Genomic DNA, 23,224 nt, shown 5'->3' with positions numbered 1-23,224 from the left:
CGGGCACAGACGTCCCGCGGTGGCCCGGCGGCTCCCCGAGTCGTCGGGCCCGCGTTGCCGTGGAGACGGTCGCGAACGCCGGCTAGTTGGCGGGTTTGCGCAGGTGGAGGTAGGCGACGATCTGCTTGCCGGTTTCCAGGGCGACGGTCTGCAGCTGGTCGCACAGCCGACTGACCAGGTACAGACCGTGTCCGCCGACGCGGCGGGCGTCGTGTGCGCGCACTTCGGGCGGGCGAGGGGAGCTGTCACTCACGGCGATACGCAGCAGAGCGGCGTCGGGTGTCACTTCCAGCGCCAGACCGCCCGGGCCGGGTGCATGGCGCAGCGCGTTGGTGACCAGCTCGCTGACGACGAGCTGGGCGTCCTGGCTCGGCCGATGGTCGGGGTGGTGACCTGCCTGGACCAGCAGCGTGCGTACGGCCGCCCGTGCTTCGGCGATCGACGCGTCGGCCGTGTCCCAGGCGGCGGTGTAGCGCAGGGGTGCCGCGGGTTCCTGTTCATCCGATGCACGGTTCTTGAGCGGGGTGACCATAGAACTCTTCCCGTGGGTCGTTCCATATCGTTCATCACAAAGGTGTCGCCATGGCGTAATTTCGCCTACCCGCTGGCGTCTTCTTCATGGGGCCCGAATCGGCTCGGTCGACCAGCGGGGGCGGGCCGGCTGAGAAGGACGCTGTCGGCACGCTCGACGGATGGTGCTCTCGAAGGTGCGCGGAGAAGGCCGGTGCGGACGGCGATCGGCTGGTGGCGCAGGCCTGGCTCCGGAGCTGATCGGGGCAATTTGTGACGCCACCGAACTCACCACCCTGGGTGGTGTTCGCCGCAGCACAGCGAGTGCCTTCCCGGAGCTTTTCCGGAAGGGCACTCGATGAGGACAACGCCTCAGTGTTGGTGCAGCGCCTCAGTGTTTGAAGGCGTCCTTGGCCTTTCCCTCGGCCTGCTCGGTCTTGGCCTTGGCCTCCTCATAGCCTTTGCCTGCCGCTGTCGCGGTGACGCCGCTAGTGCCCTGACTGCCCCTTCATAAACAAGGCACTGTCAAGGAATGGAGATGCATTAGTAGGGCACACGGAGCCGCAGGAGGTCGATAACTATGGTTCCCCTGCTTCTTGTTCTGCTTCTCGCGGTCATCCTTTTCGGTGCGGGTTTCGCCGTCAAGGTTCTGTGGTGGCTGGCCATCGCCGTGCTGGTGCTGTGGCTGTTGGGCTTCGTGATGCGCTCCACCACCACCGGTGGTGGCCGCGGCCGCTGGTATCGATGGTGACCTGACCCGCACCACACCCCTCGTAGGGCCCGGCCGTCATGAGACGCTGTTGGTTAATTCGGGCCTGGTTGCTTCGCCCCGTCGTTATGCGGCGGGGCGAAGTGCTGCCACCGGGCTGGTGCGAGTGCGAGCGTGGGGTTTGCCGGTGAGCCAGGCGTCGATGCGGATGAGGTTGACCGCGGCGCCGGTGAGTTGGTGCTGGAGGCTTGTCTTTGGCAGGCCGCGGTAGCGGGATCGGCGCAGGCCGCAGGCTTGCACTGCTTGAGAGATGGTCCCCTCGACCCCGGCGCGGATCTTATAGCGGTCCTTCCACTCGTCGGTTCCCTGGAGTTTTCGCGCCTGTTGGAGTGCCTCGTACTCGTCGCGGGGCTTGAGGTTGATCTCGCGGCGCTGGGCCTTGGGGGAGTTGACGCACTGCCGTAGCTGGGGACAGGTGCGGCAGTCGGCCGGGGAGAACCGGACCCGGATGGTCGGCAGTCCGTCTTCCGAGCGGCGCTGGTGCCACTGCGTGCTGGTGATGCCGTTCGGGCAGGTCACGTGCTGGTTGTCCCAGTCGATGGTGAACGCGTCCTGCCCGAAGGCGGCCTCGCCACGGGCGTGCGGAACGGTCACGGACTTCAGCGGCCCGTGCAGTGCGACCCGGTGATCACGGCGGGCGGCGACCAGCGCGCCGCCGTTGGCATAGCCGGTGTCGACCCAGTGTTCGTCGGGCAGCAGGTCGCGTCTCGCGAGGCCGGCATGGACCACGGCGGCCATCCGGTCGTCGGGGACGGTGGCGGCGGTGGTGGTCACGTTCGTGATCAGATGCACGGTCTCCGGCTCGCACGTCTCAGTCAGATGGACCTTGAAGCCGTCCCAGAAGGTGTCGCGCTTGACGCTGCCCCTGGCCTCGGGGTCATAGGGGGTGACCAGGCGTTTCGCACCCGGCGCCCGGTCTTTTGGGTCCCGCCGCTCCACCTCGCCCTCCGCCAGGTGGAAGTGCTGGACCCACAGCTGCCGCAGGAACTCCGCCTCCGGCAGTGCCCGAAGCTCCAAGGGCGCACCGTCCGTCCAGATCATTTCCAGCAGGCGCATGCCGTCCGCGCCGATCCGGCGCCCCACTTCGACCCGCTTGGCCTGGGCCTTGGGGAAACGGGAGTCCTCAATGCGGGTCGCGTAGTGCGTGAACCAGTCCGGCAGTGCGTGCACGCCGAGCCAGTCCGGTTCGGCGCGGGCCACCGCGTTCAGTGCCGCCCGCAGACTCTCGCCGACCAGCTCCAGCCAGTTCAGATCCCGTGCCGCCGACAGCACATGCGTGGAGTCCGTCCGCGCCTTGCCACCTCGGCTGAGCAGCCCCTTCTTCTGGGCGGCGGCCAGGATGCCGTCCAGCATCGACCGCCCGCCGTCCGCGCCTACCAGGCGGTCTCTGAACTCCGACAGCACCGAGAAGTCGAAGCCCGGATCGGTCAGCTCCAGCCCCAGTGCGAACTTCCAGTCGATCCGGGCCCGCACCGCCTCCGCGGCCTGCCGGTCGGTCAGGCCCTCGACGAACTGCAAGACCACCACCAGCGCCAGCCGCCCCGGCGACCAGGCCGACCTTCCTCGCACCGGGAACAGATCCGCGAACTGCTCGTCGGTGAACAACGGCCCCAGCTCGTCCCGGACCCGGATCGCCAGACTCCCCTTCGGGAACGCGGCCCGTGCGACCCGCCCCGTCTCCGCCGGAATCTCCCCCGGCCCCTTCGGCTGCATCGACATCCGCACCCACCCCATACGACAACGTCGGCCTTCAAGACCACAACCGGGTCTTGAAGGCCGACGTCACGCAGGGGCCCGAATTAACCAACAGCGTCTCATGACGGCCGGGCCCTACGAGCCGGTCCCATACGCGACGGAACCGCGCGGGGCGGAACCGTGCGGTCTTGAGTGGGCGGGTCGCACCTCCGGGATGCCCTCGCGTGACGGTTTCCGGGGGCGCGGACCGCACGGCCTCACCCGCCGCCGTCGCCGTGGACACCGAGTACAGTCTGCTGGCCGTTCAGCCCGCGCCGGACCGGGCACCGCGGCCCGACACGCTTCCACCTCGCGTTCCGGCCAGGGGATGCCATGACCAGTACGCAGGAACCGCCCGAGCTGACTCCGCGAGTCCCCGAAGTGCCGGGCGCACCGTCCGTCGAGTACCGCGTGGCGCGGATACGTCGGCGTCTGGAGCGCCTGATAGGGGTCGCCGCGACCGAGGGCAACGCGCTCACCCCGTTGCGCAACGGAGACGAGATCTTCGCCGCGATGCTGGACGCGATCCGCCGTGCCGACCACACGGTGGACATGATGACGTTCGTGTACTGGAGGGGAGAGATCGCCCGCGAGTTCGCCCACGCCCTCGCGGAACGGGCCCGCGCCGGTGTGCGGGTGCGGCTGCTGCTGGACGGGTTCGGCAGCCGGCTGATCGAGGCCGAGCAACTGGAGACGATGGAGCAGGCCGGAGTGCAGGTGGCCTGGTTCCGCAAGCCGCTGTACCTCTCACCGCTGAAACAGAACCACCGCTGTCACCGAAAGGTCCTCGTCGTCGATGAGGAGACCGCGTTCACCGGAGGGGTGGGCATCGCCCAGGAATGGTGCGGCGACGCGCGCAACGAGAACGAGTGGCGCGACACGCACGTCGAGGTGCGCGGGCCCGCGGTGGACGGTGTGGCCGCCGCGTTCGCCCAGAACTGGGCCGAATGCCACGACGAACTCTTCGACGAACGGGACCGGTTCGTCGAGCACCGCCCGCAGGGCAACGCGATCGTGCAGGTGGTGCGCGGCTCGGCCAGCATCGGGTGGCAGGACATGCAGACGCTGATCCGCGTCATGCTGGAGTCCGCCGAGGAGCGCTTCCGCCTGGCCACCGCCTACTTCTCGCCGGACGCGTACTTCGTCGAGCTGCTGTGTGCCACCGCCCGGCGCGGGGTCGCGGTGGAGATCCTGCTGCCGGGTCCGCACACGGACAAACGCGTCTGCCAGATGGCCGGCCAGCACCACTACGAGAGCCTCACCGCCTGCGGAGTGAAGATCTACCAGTACCAGCCGACGATGATGCACGCCAAGGTCATCACCGTCGACCAGGTCGCCGCGCTGATCGGCTCGACCAACTTCAACCGCCGCTCTCTCGACCATGACGAGGAGGTCATGCTCGCCGTGCTCGACGAGGAGTTCACCGCCACCCTCGACGAGCACTTCGACGCGGACATCGCGGTGAGCGAACTCATCCGGGCCGACCGCTGGAAGAGACGTTCCGTCATACAAAGGGCTCGGGAAGCCGCCGTGCAGCCCATCCGCCGGTTCCTGTGACCCGCCGCCCACGCACGACCGACCCATGGGCGCGCACGTGCGGGCGCCCACAGACGAAGGCGCCGAAGGCGCCGAACCCGACCGACGACCCGGGAAAGCGTCGCGGGAGCGGTCCGTGGCGGGGCCCGCGTCATGGATCCGGCGCTGCGGATCCGTCCCGTGCAGGGGGCGAACCGACGCCGTGCCCGCGACGGCGACTCGGCGCCGGTGAGTCGGCGGTAATTCGGCCGCGACGGGGTATTGGGACGTCGATCAGACACCGTTGAGAAAGGGCCGAGGATGACCGACGACGCGTACCTGTTCCTCCTTGACGACGTATCCGCGCCCCTCGGCGTGGCCCCCGCGGCAGTCGAGGATCTCGCGTGCATGGAGACTCCCGCGGTACTCGCGTGGCTGAGCGCGCAAGGAAGCACGCCGACCTCCCCCTACCTGCGTCTCCTGCCGCCGGAGGAGACGGCGGCCATCCCCGAGACGGCGGAACGGCTGCCCGTCCCGCTGAGCGACGAGGAACTGAGCCGGGTCCGCCACCGGATGGCACCGGAGTCGCTCGCCCAGGTGGAGGAGGAACTGCTCGCCTACCGCGACTGCGCGGACGGCCGGGACGGCCTGATCGGACGCGCACTGGCCGCCGGCGTGCCACCGCACCGCGTCGTCGAACTGACCGGGGTGGATCCCGCGACGGTGGCTGCCGCGGCGAGCGGCTGACGCGCGGCTGCGCACGCGCGGTGGAAGTGGAAGGCGAGCGGCTGCGCCCGCGCGGTGGAAGGCGGCACCCCCGGGGAATTGCGTCTGATGCGCGATTCGGAGTCGTCCGAGCTGGGGGTCTGCGGCATCAAGGTACCTCCTGTATGAGCTTGTAGCGGGCTTCTGACCTGCCCTCTTGCTGTGACCCGTTCATCTGATGCGTGATTCGCGCACCTAGCGGGAGAGGGGTGCGTGAGCGACCGACCTGAGTGAGGGCTCCGCCCGGCTGGTGCTGCTGGACAGCGTGACGCTGCTGCATCCCGAAGACGCCGTGTTCGAGGCGATGTTGGAGGGCTGGACGCGTCAGCAGCGTGGAGGTCGGCGCCTGCAGCAAAAGACGATCAACGACCGGCTGCGCGTGGTGCGGCAGTTCAACGACTTCGCCGAGGCGTATCCGTGGAACTGGTCGGCCGCCGCCATGGACGAGTGGACGACGTACCTGATGGCGGAGCTCCACCGTGCGGAGTCGACGATCCGCGGCTATCAGACGGCCGTGCGCCTGTTCTGCGACTACATCACCTCGCCGCACTACCAGTGGCCGCAGGAGTGCGAACTGCGGTTCGGCACGCACCCGGTGCAGATCTGCCACGAGTGGAACACCGCTGCCCATCTCGTTGACTACGAGGGGGAGGCGAGCCGGCGGCCGATGACGCGGGAGGAAATCCAGCTCTTCCTCGACTACGCCGACGCTCAGGTCGACCGCGCCATCAGACTCGGCCGAAAGGGTGCGCTTGCCGCCTACCGGGACGCCACGGTCTACAAGGTCATCTACGGGTGGGGGCTGCGGTGCACGGAGACGTCGAAGCTCGACCTCGCCGACTGGTACCGCAATCCCAAGGCCCCGGAACTGGGCCGGTTCGGATCCCTCCACGTCCGGTACGGCAAGAGGTCGAAGGGTTCGCCGCCGAAGCGACGGACGATCCTCAGCGTCATGCCCTGGGCCGTGGATGCGGTTGACGACTACGTCGCCAACATCCGTCCGCGTTACCGGACTTCGGCCGGAGCGGCCCTGTGGCCGACCGAGCGCGGCGGGCGGCTTCAGGCCCGGGAGATCGAGGACCGCTTCGCCGAGTACCGCGATGCTCTCGGCCTGGATTCCGGCCTTGTGCCGCACTGCCTGCGGCACAGCCACGTCACCCACCAGATCGAGGACGGCGCGGACCCGGCGTTCGTCCAGCGGCAGGTGGGGCACCGCTTCGCCTCGACAACCGCGCTCTACACCGGCGTGAGCAGCGACTTCATGAACACGATGATGCGCAAGGTCTTGGACAAGGCCCTGCACAACGTACCGTCTCGCGCCGCCACCGCTTGACCCACGGGCAGGTCCACGGTGCCCGCGCCTACGTCACGCAGGTGATCCAACTGCTCAACTGGCTCAGCAGCCAGAACATCCCGCTCAGCGCGTGCTCCCAGGACCTCATCGACGCCTGGCTGGACGAGAACCCCGCCCGCGGCCCGCGCGTGCAGGGCTTCCTCGTCCGGACCAGCCGTAAGGGGCACACCCGGCAGCTGGCCGTGCCCCTCGGTACCCCCGCTTTCACCGGCCAACTCATCGCCCAAGACGCCCGCTGGAGCCTGGTCAGCCGCCTCATCCACGACGAGGAGATTCCGATCGTGGACAAGACCGCCGGCCTCCTCGCTCTGCTCTTCGCACAGCAGCCCCACCGCATCGCAGAACTGACTACCGACGACGTACACCTCACCGCCGATGCGGTGGCGCTGCGGCTCGGCAGCATCCCGGCCCAGATGCCTCCACCTCTGGACGAACTCCTGCTCGCCCTTCACGCCGATGCGGTGGCGGGCTCCACCGCGGCCGAGCGCTGGTTGTTCCCCGGCCGATACCCAGGCCGGCCCCTCAGCCGCAGCCAGGTGATGTGCAGACTGCACGCTCTCGGCATCCGGCCCCGGATGGCACGTAGCACCGCGCTGGTCGAGCTGGCCTCCGAACTGCCTGCTCAGCTGCGCTACTGCGTCGACACCGTGGGCGTGGATCGGATCATCCACGCCGTGGACTTCCCGATGATCGGCAACGAGGGTGCCGTGCCGTTCCTGGCCGATTCGGACCTGTCCGACGAAGACAAGGACAAGATCGCCCACGGCAACGCCGACAAGCTGCTCGGGCTCGACCGAATCCAGTGACTGGTCCCGCGTCGCGGTCGGCGCGGCGGTCCAGCGACGGCCTGGCGGGCCATCCGCCCGGTGACCGCCAGGCACGGGTCGGACCTGGCGTGCTGGCCGCCGCCACGTCCGACCCGTGTTCCACCGAAGCGTCGCACCTCGAGCAGTTCCGCCTCAGCCCCGTGACAGCGCATCGAGCCGGATGGCCAGGGGCAGTGTGCCGAGTCCGACCATGGTGACCAGCCGGAGTGCCTGCTGCCGTGCAGGGTACGGCCAGCGGTCGGCCAGGGCCTCGGTGATGATCCGCTCCTGGCGCTCATAGTTGGAGTGCTTGCGGGCGGGAAGGGTCTCCGTCGACCGCATCAGCTGGTCGAGTGCTACCGGCCCGGCCGCTCGGGCTCCATCCGGAAGCAGACCAAGCGGGTCTTCGCGGCGGCCGTGCGCAGTTCGTCGTCGGTGGGCTGCCGGTCGCCCGGGAGGCCGAGCATCAGCCCCTTGGCGGCCTTCGGGCCTTTGCGCCGGCCGAACTCACCCAGCAGGGCGGCGACTTCCTCAGGGCCCTCGACGACCGTCGGGACGGCGGCGTGGTCCTGGCCCCGGATGCGCAGCCGGACGGCGGACCCTTCGCGCATGCTGGGGATCCAGCCGAGCTGGGAGGACATGGCGAGCACCGTGCCGGGATCCCAGTCGAAGTAGCCGATGGGGACCGTGAATTGGCGACCCGTTCTGTGCCCCTTGTACGTGAGCAGCATCAGGCGTCCGCTCAGCGGCTTGTGGAAGCGGGAGGCGAGCAGCGGACGTACGACCTTGTTGGCGGCTCGGAAGATCTTCACCATGGGTGGCCTGGTCGTGTTCGCCGCGGGTGTGCCGGAGGTGCTCACCTGATGCCGCCGGGGACGGTGTGGACGATCTCGGCCTGGTCGCGCTTGGTGTACGCGTTCCAGTAGTGCTCGGCGATGGTCTCGGGCTCGGTGCCGGGACCGCTGCCGATGAACACCCCGATCGCCACGTGCGCGGCGTGCACCCCGCGCTCGGCGAGGTCGATGCCCAGGGCCATGGCGTAGTTGCGCAGGGCCGCCGCCGCGACGCCGATGCTGCCGAACGGGCCGCCGCTCGGCCGGACCGAGGAGGCGCCCGTGGAGAACAGCAGGGTGCCACTGCCGCGTTCGAGCATGGCGGGCAGGACCTGACGGACCGCGGCGACCGCTCCGTACAGGTAGTAGTCGAGCTGCTTGTGGAGGTCCTGGGCCGTGGCGTCGACGGCGGCGGCGCCGGCGAAAGTGGGGTCGGCGGGTGAGTACTCCAGTACGTCGACGGCCCCGAACCGGTCGGCGACCGCGGCGAGCGCCGACTGCAGCGAGTCGGGACGCGTCACGTCCGCGGCGAAGCCCGCGCCCTCGATGCCGTCCTCGGCGAGCTGTGCGGCGAGCGCGTCGAGCTTGTCCTGGGTCCGGGAGACCAGGGCGACCTGGAAACCCTCCCTTCCGAAGCGGCGGGCGATGGACAGGCCCAGTCCGGGGCCTGCCCCGATGACGGCGATGACGGGCATGGATGGTGCTCCTCCGGTCGACGGGCTGGACGGATGAGGGGCACCTCCCGCCACGACAGCGGTCAGGACTGAAAGTCGAGGGCAGCCTCATTTTCTTGGATCGTAGCAGAGAATATGAGGCACCCCTCCGGTTGGTAGGCTGAGTGACATGGCCATCGACCGTCCGTCCGCCTCTGCCGGGAACCCGGCCCCTGTCCGCCCCCTGCGGCGCGACGCGCAGCGCAATCGCGAGGCCCTGCTCACCGCGGCCCGCTCCTGCTTCGCCGAGCAGGGCCTGGAGGCACCCCTGGAGCAGGTGGCCAAGCGAGCCGGGCTGGCCATCGGCACGCTGTACCGGCACTTCCCCACCCGACTGGACCTGGTACAGGCGACCTTCGCCGGGAAGCTGGCCGTCTGGCGGGAGGCTGCCGAGAAGGCCGTCACCATGGATGACGCCTGGGCGGGGCTGTGCCACTTCCTGGAGACCATGTGCGAACTCCAGTCACAGGACCGGGGGTTCAACGACCTGGCCTCCATACGGTTGCCGGAGAGCGCCTGCCTGGCGGGCGCCCAGACCCGCATCCGCGAACTCGGTGTACACATCGTCGAGCGTGCGCAGGAACAGGGCAGCCTGCGCCCCGACCTCACCCCCGAGGACCTTGCCTTCGTCATCTGGTCGCACAGCCGCGTCACCGAGGCCACCCACACCATCGCCCCGGACGCCTGGCGCCGCCACCTCTACCTTCTGCTCGACGGCTTCCGAACCGACCGCGCCCACCCGCTACCGGCACCGCCGCTCACAGAGGAGCAGCTGTACCGCGCCATGATCAGCCTCGGCGGAAACGGGGCCTGCGGCACCTGACCGTCGGCACGCGTCGTCGTCCCAAGGCGCCGCGGGGGTGCCCCTTCCCGGCGACCAGGCCGAGCCGGTACGCCTCCGTCCCCGCGACGCAGAGTTCGCGGAGGCGCTTGGTGACCTCCGCGTGCACCGGCGACACGGCGTGCTCGAAGGCCGCGTGCTGGTCTCCCTGCCGACCATGCTGGTGGCCTTCGCCCGCTACAGCCGCGACGGCAGCTTCGCCGTCCTCGGCGCCAACATCCGCTTCACCACGATCATGGCCTCAGACTCCATCGCCGGCGCGGTGCTGGGCGGCCTGCTTCTGGGGATGTTCCCGAACCTGGTGCTGATTCCGCTGCCGGCCGTGATCCTGCTCGTCGTCGCGGTCAAGCTCGCCCGTCACGACTGACATCGGGCGGTAGCACAGCACCGCATTGCGCAACTTCTGATAGCCGGAACTACCAGCAATCGGCACACTCCTGAGCGAGCACGCGGCAGGCCACGTCACATCCCGGTCGCCCGGGTCGCCGGAATTCGCCCGCTGAGCGAAGTCGCCAAGTTCCACGCTCACTTGGCGGAGGCCAGGCCAGAGGTAGGGGGCAGCCAGAGGCCCTTGATGATCTGATATTTTCGGGTCCGCCGTGCATCACCGCGCAATGGAGGAGGTGAGTCCGATCAACGCTGTCACAGGTCGGGACTCCCTCCGTCGCATGGCCTAGGGAGCGCCCGCACAAGGCATCCCGAAAGGCTTGAAACGCTCATGCGCTTCACCTCCTCGACGTCGTCGAACGCCGTCACCGAACAGTTCTTCACCCTTGGCGAGATCCCCGGCGTGCTGTGGGCTCCGCAGGACGCCCGCGGTACCCGTCCCCTGATTCTGCTGGGCCACGGGGGTGGACAGCACAAGACGTCCCCGGGCCTCGTGTCCCGCGCGCGCCGCTACGCCGCCGAGGGTTTCGCGGTCGTCGCGATCGACGCGCCCCACCACGGTGACCGGCCCAAGGGCGAGGAGTTCGGCCGGATCGTCGCCCGGATGCGGGCAGGCATGGCCGCCGGTGAGAATCCGGGCGCGCTGGTCGCCGGCATGCACAGCCACCTGGCCGGTCAGGCCGTCGCGGACTGGCAAGCGGTGCTGACCGCGGTCCAGCGTCTCGACCGGGTCGGCGTCGGCCCGGTCGGCTACTGCGGCATGTCGATGGGCTGCGGACTCGGCATCCCGCTCATCGCCGCAGAGCCCCGAATCCGCGCGGCAGTGCTGGGCCTGCTCGGCGTGGACGGGCTGGCCGAGGACGCCGCGCGGATCACCGTGCCGGTGCGGTTCCTCGTCCAGTGGGACGACCACATGGTTCCGCGGGACCAGAGCCTGGCCTTGTTCGACGCCCTGGCCTCGGACGAGAAGACGCTGCACGCCAACCCCGGCAGGCACGGCGACGTGCCGTCGTTCGAGGTCGACGACTCGTCGCGGTTCTTCGCCCGGCATCTGAGCTGACACAGGACCGCAGCGCTCGACGCGTCGGCCGGAACCGTTCCCGCCCGGCGCGTCGACCCGCCCTCCGGCCGGGGCCGCCGCAGCGTGGATCGCGGACCGGCCCACCGCGGATCGGGCACGCGGTGTCACCGTGCCCCGCGGGAGCCTGGCCATCGCCGCCATGCCCGCGCCACCGGGTGCGCTCCTGGGCGGCGAAGCCGTGCTGCGGTCGCCGCCGACGACGACAACGGCAATGACAACGCAGCGATCGATGGCGAAACGCGGTCCCGTCCACCACGCCGGAGAGTTCGCCGTCCCGGCATCCCGCCGCGCACGGCAGTGGTCTGATCGGCCAGGCTCACGGCACCGACGTGGCGGGCGGTGGCGGCCGGGTCGACGTCGACGCGGTGATCGTGGTGGGGCGTGAAGCGATCCGCCCCGGATGTGGGCCTGCCCGGTCGATCACGGCCGCGCATGGTCCCTTGCCTCAAGCGGCGTCCTGCCCCGCGCTCGCCGAGATCACGTCGGATGTGACTGGCGAGGTGGGGTCATGACCCAGCGGATGGTCCGGGTCAGGGCCCGTCCGGTGGGGCGTACGGCGAGATCCTCGACGACCGGCACCCGGGGCAGCCACAGCATGCCGCGGGCCCAGGGCGGGAGCAGGGCGACGGCGTTCGCGGCCAGCCCACCGTAGAAGGGCCGTATCGCAAGGGGCAGGGGAGGCTGGAACAACAGGAAGCGGGCGGCTGCCCGGGCCTCGGCCGTGGCGTGCAGTTCGTGCCGGTATGCGGTCAGGCACTCGGCCAGCTCGCGGCGGTCGCGTGGCGGTTCGCTCACCCCCAGCGCCTCGGCGACGCGCGCGGTGTCGGCGACGTAGGCGTCGTAGCCGGCGGCGTCCAGCGGGCGAGCCCCGTAGCGTTCGTGGGCGCGCAGGAAGCTGTCCGTCTCGGCGGCGTGCACCCAGCCGAGCAGTCGCGGATCGGCCGCGTGGTACGGCACGCCCTCGGCCGTCGTTCCGCGGATCCGTTCGTGGATGCCGCGAACGTGGTCGACCGCCCGCTGGGCGTCCGCGGCGGTGCCGTAGGTCGTCACGGCCAGGAAGGTGCTGGTGCGCTGCAGTCGGCCCCACGGGTCGCCGCGGTAGCCGGAGTGCCCGGCCACCGCCGCCATGGCGAGCGGGTGCAGGGACTGCAGCAGGAGTGCGCTCAGCCCGCCGATGAACATGGAGGCGTCACCGTGGACGACGCGGATCGGGCGGTCCGGTCCGAACCAGCGCGGGCCGGGGGTGTCGTGGATGCGGGCACGCGTCCGCGGCCCGTCGGGGCCGGCGACGCGGCGGAACAGGGCCTGGCCCAGCTGATCACGCACTGCGGTCAACACGGTCGGCCTCCCGTCTCCCCCTTACCCAGTGTCCGCGATGCCCGTCCGAACGCCGGCATGGCTCCAGCCCTGGCCAGGAGGCCCCACGCGCGAACGCCCGCCTCGGAAACGCGGGCGGGCGTTCGGCTGTCGGGCCTCCTGGCCCGCACCTGCCCGGCGTGAGCAGCGTGCCGGGCGTACGGGCTTCCTCCTATGTGGTGCGGCAGGCGTCGGTACGGCAGGCGTCAGTCCACGATCACCTCGGCACGCGCCGCCGGGGCCGACCCGACGAGCGCGCCACCGAAGTTCCCCTCGACCTCCGCCTTCTCCGCAGCGTTCGGATACGGGTTCGTGCACGCGGTGCCCGCGCTGGAACCGGACATCAGGCTCGAGCACGGTCCGGGCTTACGATCGGGCAGGCCCAGGATGTGACCGAGTTCGTGGGCGGAGATCCGAATCGTGTCGTAGCCCTGGTCGACGGCCTGGCGCCCGATGTAGACGGTTCCGTTGCCCAGGGTTGTGGGGAGGGCGCGCGGCCAGCCGTTGTCCGCGAGGACCCGAATGTTCGCGCGTTGCCCTGCGGCGGCCGGCCGCAGCTCGACGGCGTCGACGCTCTCGTTCCAGATCGCCGCGCCCCGGTCGACCGCGTTCCTGAACTCCGCGGAGCCACCCGCGTCGTAGGTGAACACACGGGCGGCCAGGGGAGCATCAGCCGCTTCGGACGGGGCGGCCACGGCCTGGCCGCCCGTCAGGGACAGGGACAGGGACACCATCAGGGCAGCGGCCAGGCCGCCGGTCAGCGTACGGACATGCATGATCGACCTCCTTGTGGGGGGAAGGGTAGTCGTGCTCATGACACTATCCGCTCGCTGCCCATGAGGAGCGGAGGCTAATCCGTCAATCTGAGGGCCCCGGCCGTGCGCCGTGTTCCGTGCGCCGTGTTCCGTGCGCCGTGTTCCGTGCGCCGTACGCCGTGTGCCGTACGCCACCGACACCGCCGGAAGGCCGCGAGGTCCCTGCGGCCTCGGTTCGTCGGCCACGGCCCGATCTCCGCGCGCCGGGCGGGGCCGCGAACCGCCGCGGTGCCAGCCGTGGCGCCGGCCTTGGTGCCGGCCCTGGTGCCACTATCCGCGCTGGTCGTGGCGCTGCCACTCGTGTCCGCCGTCGGTGGAGATCCACAGCCCTTCGCCCCGTACGAGGTCGTACGTCGCGGTCGTCGCGTCCGTGATGCCGTAAAGGGTCGTGCCGTCGACGGTGAGCGACGTGAAGGCCGCCGGCGTCTTCAGCGCGTGGAAGGCGCTGTTGGTGCGGTCGGCTGCGAGCCAGTAGCGGCCGCCCTCCTCGCCGACGAGCAGCCGCCCGTCCGCCAGCACCTCCAGGACGAACAGCTCCGAGCCACGCTTCAGGTCCTTCCAGGGGATGTCGCCGGCGACGACCGTCCGCCACCGCTCGCCCCCGTCCGTCGTCACCAACAGGCCGCGCACGCCCTCGTCCCGGGTGAGGGCGAGCGCCACGGTGCCACCCCGCGCGGCGAGGGCGCCGCCCGCGTAGGACTCCGGGACGGTCGTGGAGCCAAGGGTGCGACCGTCGCGCTGCCATACGACGCGGTCGGGGGCTTCGGTCAGGTGTTGTTCCAGGCTCCAGACCGTGCCCCCCTCGTCGACGGCGAGGCCGATGGCGTCGTCGGGCACCCCGGCCGGGGGCGCCACGGTGCGCGTGGCGGGGCGGTAGACGAGGGTCGGCTCCAGTTCGGCGAGCAGGACGTCGTCGGGGCGGACGCGCAACGGGGTCTCGGTGACGACGACTTCGTGCCGCTTGCCGCGTACGTCGAGGGCGTACGCTCCCTCGGTCCCCTCCCCCGGCGGCACCCCCACGAAGCCCCCGCTCACCCCCTTGAACGCGGGCCGCGTCGCCTCCGCGTCGGCGTGTTCCGCGTGCTCGGCGACCGTGCGGCCGTCGGGGCCGACGATGCGCCAGGCGGTGGCGGCCGGCCCCTCGTCGTCCTCGACGTTGCCGGCGTCGTACGTCAGCAGCAGCGAGCCATCGCCCGCGCGGACCGCGCCGGTGGGTGCGCCGGCCGCCTCGATGACATCGGCGGGGCGCGGGTGAGGGTCCTCGATGACGCGCTTGTACTTCGACTCCCGGTCCCCGGCGTCCCCCTCCGCGGAGCCACCCGAACCGCAGGCGGTCAGTGCCAACACCGCACCCGCCACGACCGCGAGCCCTGCCGCCCGCCCCCCGCGTTCCCTCAGCCACGCCATGGCCACATCCTCACATGGCCCGGAAGACCCGCCGGTCGGCGGCCAGGCGCCACGGCCTGGCCTCGGCCGACACCGTCGGACCGGCCGAGGCCGGTCGTGGCGCAGGACCGGAGAGGAGATCTCCGTGCTGCCGCTCGGCCTGCGGCTACTCCGGCTGTGTCACCGTCAACGCCCACCGGATCTCCTCCGACGAGGCGTCGACCCCGATGGTGAAGGAACCCCGCCGCACCACTCCGGGGTCCATCGTCACCGAGCCCACTCCGGCGGTCCCCGCCGGGCAGTCGACGGAGAACGCGGCGACCTCCGCGTCCTGCGACCGCATCGTCACCCGGACGTCACCGCCGCCTTCGCACGCCACCGTGAGGACGGTCGGCAGGCCCTCCCAGGCGCCTCCCGACGCGACCCCGCCGTCACCGGTCTGCTCCTCCACCCACACCAGACCATCCGGGCCGGGGTGGGGCAGCAGGGGATCTCCGGCCGCGGCTGCCGGCCCCGCTCCGGCACCCGCCAGCGCACAGGCGGTCAGTACGGTCACGGCCAGGACTTCTCTCGTCCGGTTCACGCTCACTCCTCACTGATCCGTCATGGACGCCACAGTCTGCAGGGGTGATCGTCTCCGGACCTGAGTACGCGTACTCAGGAACGAGCAGGTTGGCCGGAACCCGTCCGTCCCCGCCGCGGCGTCGCACAGCGCCGGAGCCACGCGTCATGCGCGAGGCCGCTGCCGCCCTCACCGTGTCCGGGACGGCCGTCCAGCCTGACCATGTTCGCCAGGCGTGCCAGGCGTGCCAGGCGCCATCCTGATCGCGGGTCAGGTGGTCTCGGCGGACCGCCCGGCGGACCGTGCGGGGAAGTTCCGCGGTGCCCCGTCGGTGCGGCTCTCGCCGGTACCGTCCGCGCGTTCACGGGGCTCGCACGGCGGCTCCTTCGACCGGGGCCATGTCGACGTCGTAGCGGTACGTGGTCGCGGGCGCAGGCGCAGGTGCAGGTGCGGGCGCGGGCGCGTCCCCCGCCGAGAGGCGGTGCGCTCGCCACACCGGGCCCCGCACGCGTCGTCGTGCGGGGCCCGGTGTCACGGAGGTGGCGTACGGGTCAGGGGCAGCTGATGCGGATGTCGCCCGCGTCCGTCGTACAGGTGTCCGTGTTGGCGCCGCCGTTGGCGGTGTCGTTGCCAGGGACGTTGTCGACGGTGTTGAGGTTGTCGGTGCCGAAGTTGCCGATCAGGTTGTCGTTTCCGGGACCCGCGTTGAGGGTGTCGTTGCCGGAGCCGCCGTCGAGGCGGTCGTGGCCGTATCCGCCGTGGACGGTGTCGTTGCCGCTGCCGGCGTTGACGGTGTCGTCGCCGCCGAGGACGCAGATCACGTCGTTGCCGAAGGTGCCGGTGATGGTGTCGTTGCCGCTGGTGCCGACGCGGGTGCAGCCGCGGGCGTTGTTGACCGTGGTGGTCGCCGTGGCGGTGTTGTCGGCGGAGTTCGGGTCGGTCTGCGTGGCGCCGACCGTGGCCCGGTCGGTGAGGGTGCCGGTGGCCCGGGGCTCCGCGGCGACCGTCACCGTGGCGGCGGCGCCGGGGGCGAGGGTGCCCAGGGCACAGTTCGCGCTGGTGGCGGTGGTGGTACAGGTGCCCGAGGCGGTGGTCGCGGAGACCACCGAGACGGCGACTCCGCTGAGCGTGTCGGACAGCGAGACGTTGGTGGCGGAGGTCGTGGTGCTGGTGTTGGTCACCCGCACGGTGTAGGTGGGCCGGTCGCCGATGCTGACCGTGGCGGGACCGGACTTCGTCACCGACAGGTCCACGCCGGCCGGCGGCGGAGGCGCCGCGCCGCCGCCCTCGAACCGGGCCAGGGCGAAGTCGTTGTCCGGGCCGCCCCAGCCGGCGGCGACGATCTTCCCGTCGGCCTGCAGGGCCACACCCTGGGCGGCGTCGCCGCCACCGAAGTCCGCGGCCGCGACGCCGCCGGTGCCGAATCCGGTGTCCTGGGTGCCGTCGGGGTTGTAGCGCAGGACGGCGACATCGCCGCCGGGGCCGTTGCTTCCGGCGACGACGATCCGGCCGTCGTTCGGTTGCAGCGCCACGTCCGCGGCTTCGCCGCCGGGGGTCAGCACCCTGCCGTTGCCGTCGAAGCCCGTGTCCAGCGGGCCGTCCGTGTTGTAGCGGACCAGGGCGAACCTGCCACTGCTGCCGCCGACGGCGACGATCTTCCCGTCGGGCTGGACCGCCAGTCCCTCCACGGACTCGTACGCGCCGAAGTCGGTGCGCTCGATGCCGTCGCCGCTGAATCCGGTGTCCAGGGTGCCGCCGGGGTTGTAGCGGAGGACGACGAAGTCGAAGCGGGTCGTCCCGACCTGACCCCCGACAACGATCTTGCCGTCGGACTGGAGCGCCAGGGCCCGCCCGTCGCCACCCTCCTCCGGCAGTCCGGGCGCCGGGTCGGTGCTCACCTGGCCGTCACCGCCGCCGAAACCCGTGTCCGGGGAGCCGTCGGCGTTGTAGCGGGCCAGCGCGACCTGGCCGCCGGCGCTGCCGGCGGCCACGATCTTGCCGTCGGGCTGCACCGCCACGGCCCGGGCCTCGTCCGGGCCCCCGAAGTCGGTGAACACCCTGCCGTCGCCGCCGCCGAAGCCCGAGTCCAGCGTGCCGTCGGTGTTGTACCGGGCCACCGTGAACCAGCAGCAGTTCTCGGACCCCCGCCAGCTGGTGCCCGCCACGACGATCTTGCCGTCGGGCTGCAACGCCACGGCGTGGGCCTCGCTCCACTGGAGGTCCGGGTCCATGTTGTTGATGGGGGTCGTCACCGTGCCGTCACCGCCGAAGTCGGTGTCCGGGGTCCCGTCGGTGTGGTGGCGGGTCAGCGCGAAGTGGCTCTCCGTCACCGAGTAATCGGCGGAGGCGCCGACAGAGACGATCTTTCCGTCGGACTGCACGGCCACGTCGTTGGCGCGATCGTCGTCGGCGATGCCGGTGAGCACCTTGCCGTCACCGCTGAAGGTGGGATCCAGGTCGCCCGGGGCCGCGGCCGCGGTGCCGGGGAGGGTCAGGACGAGTGCCACGACGGTGGCTGCGACGGTCCCGGTCCGGGCCGCCCAAGTCCGGCGGCGGCCGCCGCGACGCCGCGACGCTGGTCGCACATGAGGTGTATGCATGTGCGACAGCCTTCCGTCGTTCGCACACACGGGCGGACGCCACGAGCGGCGTTGCACTCACCGGACGCAGAGAATCCATCCGAGCGGGTGAGCACGTCCGGCGCGACCCAAGTCGTTACGCGAACAGGTGTCGGCGTGGCGGGTGCGGGACGCCGGAAGGGATGACGGCCCGCGCCGTTCCGGCGACTCGGTCAGGCGGCGCGGCAGAGAACCGACGGGACGGTGGGTGCCGCCGTACGGGCCTGGGCCGTGGGCACGGGGCGGGTGGCATGGACGGCGGCCGCGGCCCGTGAGCGGTTCCGTGTGAAGACGACGAGGCGCAGCACCGCGAACCGGGCGACACCGGCGAGTGCGGAGGCGGACAGGTAGACGATCTGCTCCAGCGTCGCACCGGGCGCCACCACGAGGCACTGCAGGGCAAGCATGGCCCCGCAGGTCACCGCGTACGCGGCCGCCGCCGACCCGGCCGACTGCACGTGCTGGCGCCAGGTCGCGCGCCTGCCCGCACCGAAGGTGAAGCGGGCGTGCAGCTCGGTGGCCAGGAGTGTGGAGACCACCGTGATCAGGGCGTTGGCCAGGACCCAGGGCATCCAGGAGGCGAGGGCCGCCACGGCGAAGCTGGACGCGAGCCCCACGCCGCCGCCGCAGAACACGAAGCGGGCGAAGGCGGTGCAGGCGCCGGGGGCCGCCTGTTGCCGACTCTGCACCGTGTCCATGGCCTGACCCCCTTGATCGCCCACTCCGCGAAACACGCGCCTCCGACCCGGCAGGCCATCGAGCCGCTGTTTCTTGATACGGAAACGCTACGTTGCATTCACATAAACGGCAACGCGATTGTTGCATAAAATCTGGATGCTTGCAGGTCAAGGCAGACTTTTCGTTGCAACGAATCTGAAGCGAATGCAACAACTTCACCAGGGTTCATTGCAATGGTTGAAGCTGAACGCTATATCCCCAGGGCGTCCATGCCCGGGGCGCAGGTGTCCCGCAGTTCGGCGAGTTCGGCGGCGGGCAGGGTCAGGGCGGAGCCTCGCCGGCCGTGGTCGAGCAGGGTGGACGCCGTGTCCAGCCAGCGTGGCAGCGGGGCCACGCCGATGAACTCCGCCAGGCGGGACAGCTCTTCGACAGGGTGGTCCAGGAGGTTCTCGTAGGCGAGGGTGGTGCGCCGGTCGGCGGGGAGCCGGGTGAGGAACTCCGTTCCCTCGGTGACGAGTTCGGACCACAGGGTGCCGAACGTCCGCAGGGGGATGTGCCGGTCGCGTACGAGGGCGGGGTCGAAGCGTTCGTCGAGCAGGGGCGCCAGGTCCGGGGGCAGGGCCCGGACGTGCTCGGGGGTCAGGTCGGCGAAGCTGTCGATGCCGGAGCGGGTCCTGATCTCGCGGAGCAGGGAGATGGTGCGGTACCCGGGGTGGCGGCTCATGGACAGGGCACAGTCCGGGCCGTCGCGGAACATGTGCACGAACTTCGCGTCCGGGAAGGCCTCCCGCAGTCCCGGTGCCCAGCCGGTCGAGTACCCGGAGCGTTCCACGACGGCGGTGCGTCCGAACCGGGCACAGAGCAGGCCGAACAGGGCCCGGTGGTGCTCGGCGGCGCCGCGCTCCGGCCACCGGACCACCGCTGCGCCGAGTTCGTCGAGGAGCCTGTCGGGATCGTCGGTGAGGTGGGGCAGCACCATCAGGGAGAGCGCGGGAATCCCCGTCGTCCGCGCCGAGTACCTGCCGGGGCGACGGGTGTAGAGGAACTCGGGCAGGGGCAGCCCGCTGCGGATCATCCGCTCGAAATGCGGCGCGGGCCGGAAGAGCGCCTGCCAGAACTCCTCGCCTCCCACCTTGCCCCCGGGGAAGGACGCGTCGCCCACCGAGGCCATGAACTCGTTCAGGCTCAGCACGTCCGGATGGGCGTTGAGGATGCGTGACAACGCCGTCGAGCCGCTGCGCCCCGTACCGAAGACGAAGGTCAGAGAACGCATGATCCCCTCTCGAATGGTGCGACCGGCGCGTCCACGGGGGCATGCACCGTACGTCCCGCACCACTCTGCCGGAACAGCGCCCTCGGGGGTGCGCCGGACGCGGACACCCGCTGACTTCTCGATCCCGAGGGCGAACCGCCGTCGGCTGCCGCCGAGGTGTCCGGCGTCCGTGTCATGAGAGTCCCCTCGCATCGCCGGCGGTTCGCTGGTCCTCCCCGTTCCCACCCTGTCATCAGGCCCTTACGAATCCTGGACCCTGCGGCTCGTCGCGGAGGCGAAGCCCAGCCAGGTGTGCCGGTTGCCCCACCAGCACCAGCCGACCTTGGGTGCGTCGCGGCGCTCGCGGCCGTCGCGCCCGGTGCCGTTGCTGATCCAGATCGCCGGGGTGCGGGCGTCCAGGGTGCCGTTCGCCTTGCGCAGCCGGGAGCCGATGGTCATGAAGCAGTGGTTGCGCTCGAGGACCTCGGGCTGCTGGAGCACCCAGTGGATGCCCTCGGTGAGCAGCAGCGGGGTGCGATCCTCCTTGGTGAGGGCCGGCAGTGCCTCGTCCGGGCTCCAGTTGGCCATGTGGTCCCCGCGGTCGAGGCCGGTGACGAGGTAGAGGCGGGTGTCGGGCAGCTCGACACCGCAGGGGGCGAAGCCGTCGACGTCGGGCATGTCGATGACGACGAAGCCCGGCTTGCCGTTCCGGCGGAGCAGCGGCGCCAGGGCGGAGGCCGGGACGAGGTCAGGGTGAATCGCGAGCAGAGCGCCGTCGCCTTCGCTGTCACCGCCGGTGTCACCGCCGGTGTCGCTGTCGGTGTCGCTGTCGCTGCCGACAGGCACCTCAGCCGACTTGGCCGCCTCGGCCGAGTCGGCGAAGGTACGAAGCTCACCGACGGACAGTCCGGCGAGCTCGTGCACGCCCAGCTCGATCAGTCGCTCGGCCTGCGCGCTCAGGGTCGGAAGTGCGGGGAGGACTGTGGCGGTGGCGGGCGTGGTTTCGGGCACGATGCTCCCAGGAACGGCGACGGAAACGGGCGCAGAGGCAACGAGACCGCCCACCAGAACGTTCCCGCCGCCGTATCCGTCCCCTATCGTGATCACGACCCCGCACGTGTCCGGAGTCCGGGATCCGGGCTCACCGCACTGCCCTCCTGGCCTCCTGCGCCACCCGGTTGCACCGGGAGCCCGCCGACGAGCGAACCCCGCTGAGAGCAAGGCGAGTTGACCGTTTCAGGGCACACGCCCAGGCCATTATGATCTTGGGCATGACTGTGCAGAACGTCGACAGGACGCTTTCCCGTAAACAGCGGCTTCAGGAGAAGCAGCGCCGCCAGTTGTCGGTCGTCGACACGGTGGACAAGGCCGAGGGCAAGGTCCGCAAGGCAGAAGCCGAGCTGGCCGTGGCGGTCACCGAGGCTGTGCAGGTGTTCGGCGACGAGCAGTCCGCGTCCGAGGCGCTCGACATGTCGGTCGAAGCGATCCGGCGCTTTCTTCACATGGCGCGGGACGAGGCGGCCGACGCCGGCAACGCAGCCGAGGCCGCCGGCAAACCCTGAGCTTGGGCGTTCCCTCGCTCCGGCAGGTCGGCAGGCTCTCTCACGCCTCTCGTCGGCCCCGGCCGGGACCGTGGTCGAGGGTCACGGTCCCGGTCGCGGAGGTCGCGGAGGTCGCGGAGGCGAACGTGGCGACCGCGGCGAGAGGCGTCGGGCAGGCGAGTCGCCGTCCGAACGTGAGTCGCCGTCCGAACAGTGAGGCGCCGTCAAGAGCGGGGGAGCCGCCGTCAGGGTTTGACCGGTTTCACCTTGGTGTCGATGCCGTTCACCCGCACCGTGACCTTGCCGCGTCCGCGCGCCCGGTCGGCCACGATCTCGTAGGACGTGACCTTTCCGTCGCGCCACTCGCAGCTGACCTCGTAGCCGCCACGGGCGCGGAGGCCGGTGAAGGCGCCCTTGGCCTTCCACGTGTCCGGCAGGGCGGGCAGCAGGTGGATGACTCCGTCGTGGCTCTGCAGGAGCATTTCCGCCACGGCCCCCGAGATGCCGAAGTTGCCGTCCATCTGGAAGGGCGGGACCGATGCCCGGCTGGCGCGCTACGAGGCGGGCTTGGGATTCATTGGTCACAACGAGATCTCCCGGCCCATTCATCGGCTCTTTCACGGTGGAAGTGCAGCCTCACCGACGCCAGTCGGGGGCGTGATCATCGTCGCCGGAGAAGAGATCGGATGTCTAGGGGTGTGCGGCACTGACTCTCCCAGCAGGGTCCGTGCGGGCCGTCGGCTCGGGTCTTGATCGGCCGATTCCCCGACGCGGCAGAGAGCCGCAACGGCACAATGACGCCACGTCACGCCGCAACGGGCCACAACTGCCCACCGCCATCGGATCCTTGGGCGTGCGAGGAGAGGAAGACGTGAGCAAGAACCAGGCCACCGGCACCCCGCACGAGCGACCCGACACCGGCACGGCGCACAACGCCCGCGTCTGGAACTACTGGCAGGGCGGCACGGACAACTACGAGGTCGACCGGCAGGTCGGTGATCACGTCGCCGGCATGATTCCCGTCATCCGCGACATCGCGTCCGCCGACCGGCGGTTCCTCATCCGCGCGGTGCGCCATCTCGCCGAGGACCATGGGATACGCCAGTTCCTCGACATCGGCACCGGCCTGCCCGCCCTGGAGAACACCCACGAGATCGCCCAGCGCATCGCGCCCTCGTCGAGGATCGTGTACGTCGACCACGACCCTGTCGTTCTGGCGTACGCCCGCACCCGGCTGACCAGCACGGAGGAAGGCGCCGCCGCCTACATCGACGCCGACGCGCACGACCCCGACGCCATCCTGCGCATCGCCGGTCGGACACTCGACTTCACCGAGCCCGTCGCGCTGATGCTGCTCGGCATCCTCAACTTCGTCCTCGACGACACCGAGGCGCAGGCCATCGCGCGCCGACTCCTGGAGCCGCTCGCCCCCGGCAGCTTCCTCGTGCTGACCCACCCCACCACCGAGCCCGAACTCGGCGGCGACCTCCAGCTGGAGGCGATGGCATTCTGGAACGCCCACGCCGAACCGCCGGTCACCGCTCGCAGCGCCAAGGAGATCGGCCGGTACTTCGACGGCCTCACCCTCCTGGATCCGGGCCTCGTCCCGTGCTCCCTGTGGCGCCCTGAACCCGGCGACGGGCCCACCGTCGTACCCCAGTTGGGGGCAGTGGCCCGGAAACACTGACACCACCGCGTCGTGGGGTCA

Annotated in this window: 24 protein-coding genes; 10 read left to right on the top strand and 14 right to left on the bottom strand. The window is 70.7% G+C overall.

The window, feature by feature from the left end:
• Nucleotides 1–82: 82 nt before the first annotated feature.
• Entirely contained in the window at nucleotides 83–532 is a 450-nt protein-coding gene (locus tag OG202_RS45355; protein ID WP_326573698.1) for an ATP-binding protein, read from the bottom strand.
• Nucleotides 533–1,090: 558 nt separating this feature from the next.
• Between OG202_RS45355 and OG202_RS45350 the strand changes: the two genes are divergently transcribed.
• Nucleotides 1,091–1,261, top strand: coding sequence for a hydrophobic protein (locus OG202_RS45350; protein ID WP_326573700.1), 171 nt, complete (start codon nucleotides 1,091–1,093; stop codon nucleotides 1,259–1,261).
• A gap of 84 nt (nucleotides 1,262–1,345) precedes the next feature.
• Here the strand turns inward: OG202_RS45350 and OG202_RS45345 are convergent, their stop codons facing one another.
• On the bottom strand, nucleotides 1,346–2,998 hold the full coding sequence (locus tag OG202_RS45345) for an IS1182 family transposase (RefSeq protein WP_327726295.1): 1,653 nt from the start codon (nucleotides 2,996–2,998) through the stop codon (nucleotides 1,346–1,348).
• Between the two features lie 348 nt (nucleotides 2,999–3,346).
• Between OG202_RS45345 and OG202_RS45340 the strand changes: the two genes are divergently transcribed.
• The 4 genes from OG202_RS45340 to OG202_RS45325 all read left to right on the top strand — a co-directional run bounded on the left by OG202_RS45340 (nucleotide 3,347) and on the right by OG202_RS45325 (nucleotide 7,453).
• Entirely contained in the window at nucleotides 3,347–4,570 is a 1,224-nt protein-coding gene (locus OG202_RS45340) for a phospholipase D-like domain-containing protein (protein ID WP_328224614.1), read from the top strand.
• A 279-nt stretch (nucleotides 4,571–4,849) separates the two neighbouring features.
• Complete coding sequence (locus OG202_RS45335; RefSeq protein WP_326573704.1) at nucleotides 4,850–5,275, top strand: DUF6003 family protein; 426 nt, start codon at nucleotides 4,850–4,852, stop codon at nucleotides 5,273–5,275.
• Between the two features lie 268 nt (nucleotides 5,276–5,543).
• Nucleotides 5,544–6,626: a tyrosine-type recombinase/integrase gene (locus OG202_RS45330; RefSeq protein WP_327726297.1), complete on the top strand. Its 1,083-nt coding sequence runs from the start codon at nucleotides 5,544–5,546 to the stop codon at nucleotides 6,624–6,626.
• Nucleotides 6,623–7,453, top strand: coding sequence for an amidohydrolase family protein (locus OG202_RS45325; protein ID WP_328224613.1), 831 nt, complete (start codon nucleotides 6,623–6,625; stop codon nucleotides 7,451–7,453). The genes OG202_RS45330 and OG202_RS45325 overlap by 4 nt, the downstream gene beginning before the upstream one ends.
• Before the next feature lie 153 nt (nucleotides 7,454–7,606).
• Here the strand turns inward: OG202_RS45325 and OG202_RS45320 are convergent, their stop codons facing one another.
• From OG202_RS45320 to OG202_RS45310, 3 genes are read right to left on the bottom strand one after another with little or no spacing between them, the layout of a single operon-like run.
• Nucleotides 7,607–7,795 (bottom strand): hypothetical protein, encoded by a 189-nt coding sequence (locus OG202_RS45320; protein ID WP_327726299.1) that lies wholly within the window; start codon nucleotides 7,793–7,795, stop codon nucleotides 7,607–7,609.
• 14 nt (nucleotides 7,796–7,809) lie between these two features.
• Nucleotides 7,810–8,268 (bottom strand): hypothetical protein, encoded by a 459-nt coding sequence (locus OG202_RS45315; RefSeq protein WP_328224612.1) that lies wholly within the window; start codon nucleotides 8,266–8,268, stop codon nucleotides 7,810–7,812.
• A gap of 41 nt (nucleotides 8,269–8,309) precedes the next feature.
• Entirely contained in the window at nucleotides 8,310–8,981 is a 672-nt protein-coding gene (locus OG202_RS45310; protein ID WP_327726301.1) for an SDR family NAD(P)-dependent oxidoreductase, read from the bottom strand.
• Between the two features lie 148 nt (nucleotides 8,982–9,129).
• On the opposite strand from OG202_RS45310, the gene OG202_RS45305 reads away from it, so the two are divergent.
• The 3 genes from OG202_RS45305 (at nucleotide 9,130) to OG202_RS45295 (ending at nucleotide 11,287) form a co-directional block, all read left to right on the top strand.
• A complete protein-coding gene (locus OG202_RS45305) occupies nucleotides 9,130–9,822 on the top strand; it encodes a TetR/AcrR family transcriptional regulator (protein WP_327726302.1) in 693 nt (230 codons plus the stop codon).
• Between the two features lie 37 nt (nucleotides 9,823–9,859).
• Nucleotides 9,860–10,207, top strand: a complete 348-nt coding sequence (locus OG202_RS45300; RefSeq protein ID WP_327726303.1) for a hypothetical protein — start codon at nucleotides 9,860–9,862, stop codon at nucleotides 10,205–10,207.
• A 351-nt stretch (nucleotides 10,208–10,558) separates the two neighbouring features.
• Nucleotides 10,559–11,287, top strand: a complete 729-nt coding sequence (locus tag OG202_RS45295) for a dienelactone hydrolase family protein (RefSeq protein ID WP_328224610.1) — start codon at nucleotides 10,559–10,561, stop codon at nucleotides 11,285–11,287.
• A gap of 498 nt (nucleotides 11,288–11,785) precedes the next feature.
• Here the strand turns inward: OG202_RS45295 and OG202_RS45290 are convergent, their stop codons facing one another.
• The 8 genes from OG202_RS45290 to OG202_RS45255 form a co-directional block, all read right to left on the bottom strand.
• Complete coding sequence (locus OG202_RS45290) at nucleotides 11,786–12,646, bottom strand: oxygenase MpaB family protein (RefSeq protein ID WP_326573722.1); 861 nt, start codon at nucleotides 12,644–12,646, stop codon at nucleotides 11,786–11,788.
• Between the two features lie 224 nt (nucleotides 12,647–12,870).
• A complete protein-coding gene (locus OG202_RS45285; RefSeq protein ID WP_326573723.1) occupies nucleotides 12,871–13,440 on the bottom strand; it encodes a snapalysin family zinc-dependent metalloprotease in 570 nt (189 codons plus the stop codon).
• 309 nt (nucleotides 13,441–13,749) lie between these two features.
• Nucleotides 13,750–14,886 (bottom strand): hypothetical protein, encoded by a 1,137-nt coding sequence (locus OG202_RS45280; RefSeq protein ID WP_327726307.1) that lies wholly within the window; start codon nucleotides 14,884–14,886, stop codon nucleotides 13,750–13,752.
• Nucleotides 14,887–15,031: 145 nt separating this feature from the next.
• On the bottom strand, nucleotides 15,032–15,448 hold the full coding sequence (locus OG202_RS45275; protein WP_326573727.1) for a hypothetical protein: 417 nt from the start codon (nucleotides 15,446–15,448) through the stop codon (nucleotides 15,032–15,034).
• A 530-nt stretch (nucleotides 15,449–15,978) separates the two neighbouring features.
• The gene (locus tag OG202_RS45270) at nucleotides 15,979–17,934 is read right to left on the bottom strand and encodes a calcium-binding protein (protein WP_328224609.1); all 1,956 of its coding nucleotides are present in this window, start codon (nucleotides 17,932–17,934) and stop codon (nucleotides 15,979–15,981) included.
• A gap of 284 nt (nucleotides 17,935–18,218) precedes the next feature.
• Complete coding sequence (locus OG202_RS45265; RefSeq protein WP_327726309.1) at nucleotides 18,219–18,743, bottom strand: GtrA family protein; 525 nt, start codon at nucleotides 18,741–18,743, stop codon at nucleotides 18,219–18,221.
• Nucleotides 18,744–18,973: 230 nt separating this feature from the next.
• Nucleotides 18,974–19,996, bottom strand: a complete 1,023-nt coding sequence (locus tag OG202_RS45260) for a sulfotransferase family protein (RefSeq protein ID WP_327726310.1) — start codon at nucleotides 19,994–19,996, stop codon at nucleotides 18,974–18,976.
• A 240-nt stretch (nucleotides 19,997–20,236) separates the two neighbouring features.
• A complete protein-coding gene (locus OG202_RS45255) occupies nucleotides 20,237–20,986 on the bottom strand; it encodes a DUF5701 family protein (protein WP_327726311.1) in 750 nt (249 codons plus the stop codon).
• A gap of 260 nt (nucleotides 20,987–21,246) precedes the next feature.
• Here OG202_RS45255 and OG202_RS45250 point away from each other — a divergent pair, with 260 nt between their 5' ends.
• Nucleotides 21,247–21,537, top strand: a complete 291-nt coding sequence (locus OG202_RS45250; RefSeq protein WP_326573736.1) for a hypothetical protein — start codon at nucleotides 21,247–21,249, stop codon at nucleotides 21,535–21,537.
• A gap of 224 nt (nucleotides 21,538–21,761) precedes the next feature.
• Here the strand turns inward: OG202_RS45250 and OG202_RS45245 are convergent, their stop codons facing one another.
• Nucleotides 21,762–22,037 carry a glycoside hydrolase family 95-like protein gene (locus OG202_RS45245; protein WP_405895934.1) on the bottom strand — a complete coding sequence of 92 codons (276 nt, stop codon included), beginning with the start codon at nucleotides 22,035–22,037 and terminating at the stop codon, nucleotides 21,762–21,764.
• A 350-nt stretch (nucleotides 22,038–22,387) separates the two neighbouring features.
• Here OG202_RS45245 and OG202_RS45240 point away from each other — a divergent pair, with 350 nt between their 5' ends.
• Complete coding sequence (locus OG202_RS45240; protein ID WP_328224608.1) at nucleotides 22,388–23,203, top strand: SAM-dependent methyltransferase; 816 nt, start codon at nucleotides 22,388–22,390, stop codon at nucleotides 23,201–23,203.
• The last annotated feature ends 21 nt before the right edge of the window (nucleotides 23,204–23,224 follow it).

Source organism: Streptomyces sp. NBC_00310 (assembly GCF_036208085.1).
Classification (GTDB): Bacteria; Actinomycetota; Actinomycetes; order Streptomycetales; family Streptomycetaceae; genus Streptomyces.
This window is presented reverse-complemented; position numbering and strand designations above follow the sequence as displayed.

What these genes read in the sequence shown, in the direction of transcription:
- OG202_RS45350 (WP_326573700.1), top strand. Translation starts at nt 1,091, where the DNA reads ATGGTTCCCCTGCTTCTTGTTCTGCTTCTCGCGGTCATCCTTTTCGGT.
- OG202_RS45260 (WP_327726310.1), bottom strand. Translation starts at nt 19,996, where the DNA reads ATGCGTTCTCTGACCTTCGTCTTCGGTACGGGGCGCAGCGGCTCGACG.
- OG202_RS45310 (WP_327726301.1), bottom strand. Translation starts at nt 8,981, where the DNA reads ATGCCCGTCATCGCCGTCATCGGGGCAGGCCCCGGACTGGGCCTGTCC.
- OG202_RS45335 (WP_326573704.1), top strand. Translation starts at nt 4,850, where the DNA reads ATGACCGACGACGCGTACCTGTTCCTCCTTGACGACGTATCCGCGCCC.
- OG202_RS45280 (WP_327726307.1), bottom strand. Translation starts at nt 14,886, where the DNA reads ATGGCGTGGCTGAGGGAACGCGGGGGGCGGGCGGCAGGGCTCGCGGTC.
- OG202_RS45320 (WP_327726299.1), bottom strand. Translation starts at nt 7,795, where the DNA reads ATGCGGTCGACGGAGACCCTTCCCGCCCGCAAGCACTCCAACTATGAG.
- OG202_RS45295 (WP_328224610.1), top strand. Translation starts at nt 10,559, where the DNA reads ATGCGCTTCACCTCCTCGACGTCGTCGAACGCCGTCACCGAACAGTTC.
- OG202_RS45305 (WP_327726302.1), top strand. Translation starts at nt 9,130, where the DNA reads ATGGCCATCGACCGTCCGTCCGCCTCTGCCGGGAACCCGGCCCCTGTC.
- OG202_RS45285 (WP_326573723.1), bottom strand. Translation starts at nt 13,440, where the DNA reads ATGCATGTCCGTACGCTGACCGGCGGCCTGGCCGCTGCCCTGATGGTG.
- OG202_RS45345 (WP_327726295.1), bottom strand. Translation starts at nt 2,998, where the DNA reads ATGTCGATGCAGCCGAAGGGGCCGGGGGAGATTCCGGCGGAGACGGGG.
- OG202_RS45315 (WP_328224612.1), bottom strand. Translation starts at nt 8,268, where the DNA reads ATGGTGAAGATCTTCCGAGCCGCCAACAAGGTCGTACGTCCGCTGCTC.
- OG202_RS45340 (WP_328224614.1), top strand. Translation starts at nt 3,347, where the DNA reads ATGACCAGTACGCAGGAACCGCCCGAGCTGACTCCGCGAGTCCCCGAA.
- OG202_RS45245 (WP_405895934.1), bottom strand. Translation starts at nt 22,037, where the DNA reads ATGGACGGCAACTTCGGCATCTCGGGGGCCGTGGCGGAAATGCTCCTG.
- OG202_RS45355 (WP_326573698.1), bottom strand. Translation starts at nt 532, where the DNA reads ATGGTCACCCCGCTCAAGAACCGTGCATCGGATGAACAGGAACCCGCG.
- OG202_RS45250 (WP_326573736.1), top strand. Translation starts at nt 21,247, where the DNA reads ATGACTGTGCAGAACGTCGACAGGACGCTTTCCCGTAAACAGCGGCTT.
- OG202_RS45265 (WP_327726309.1), bottom strand. Translation starts at nt 18,743, where the DNA reads ATGGACACGGTGCAGAGTCGGCAACAGGCGGCCCCCGGCGCCTGCACC.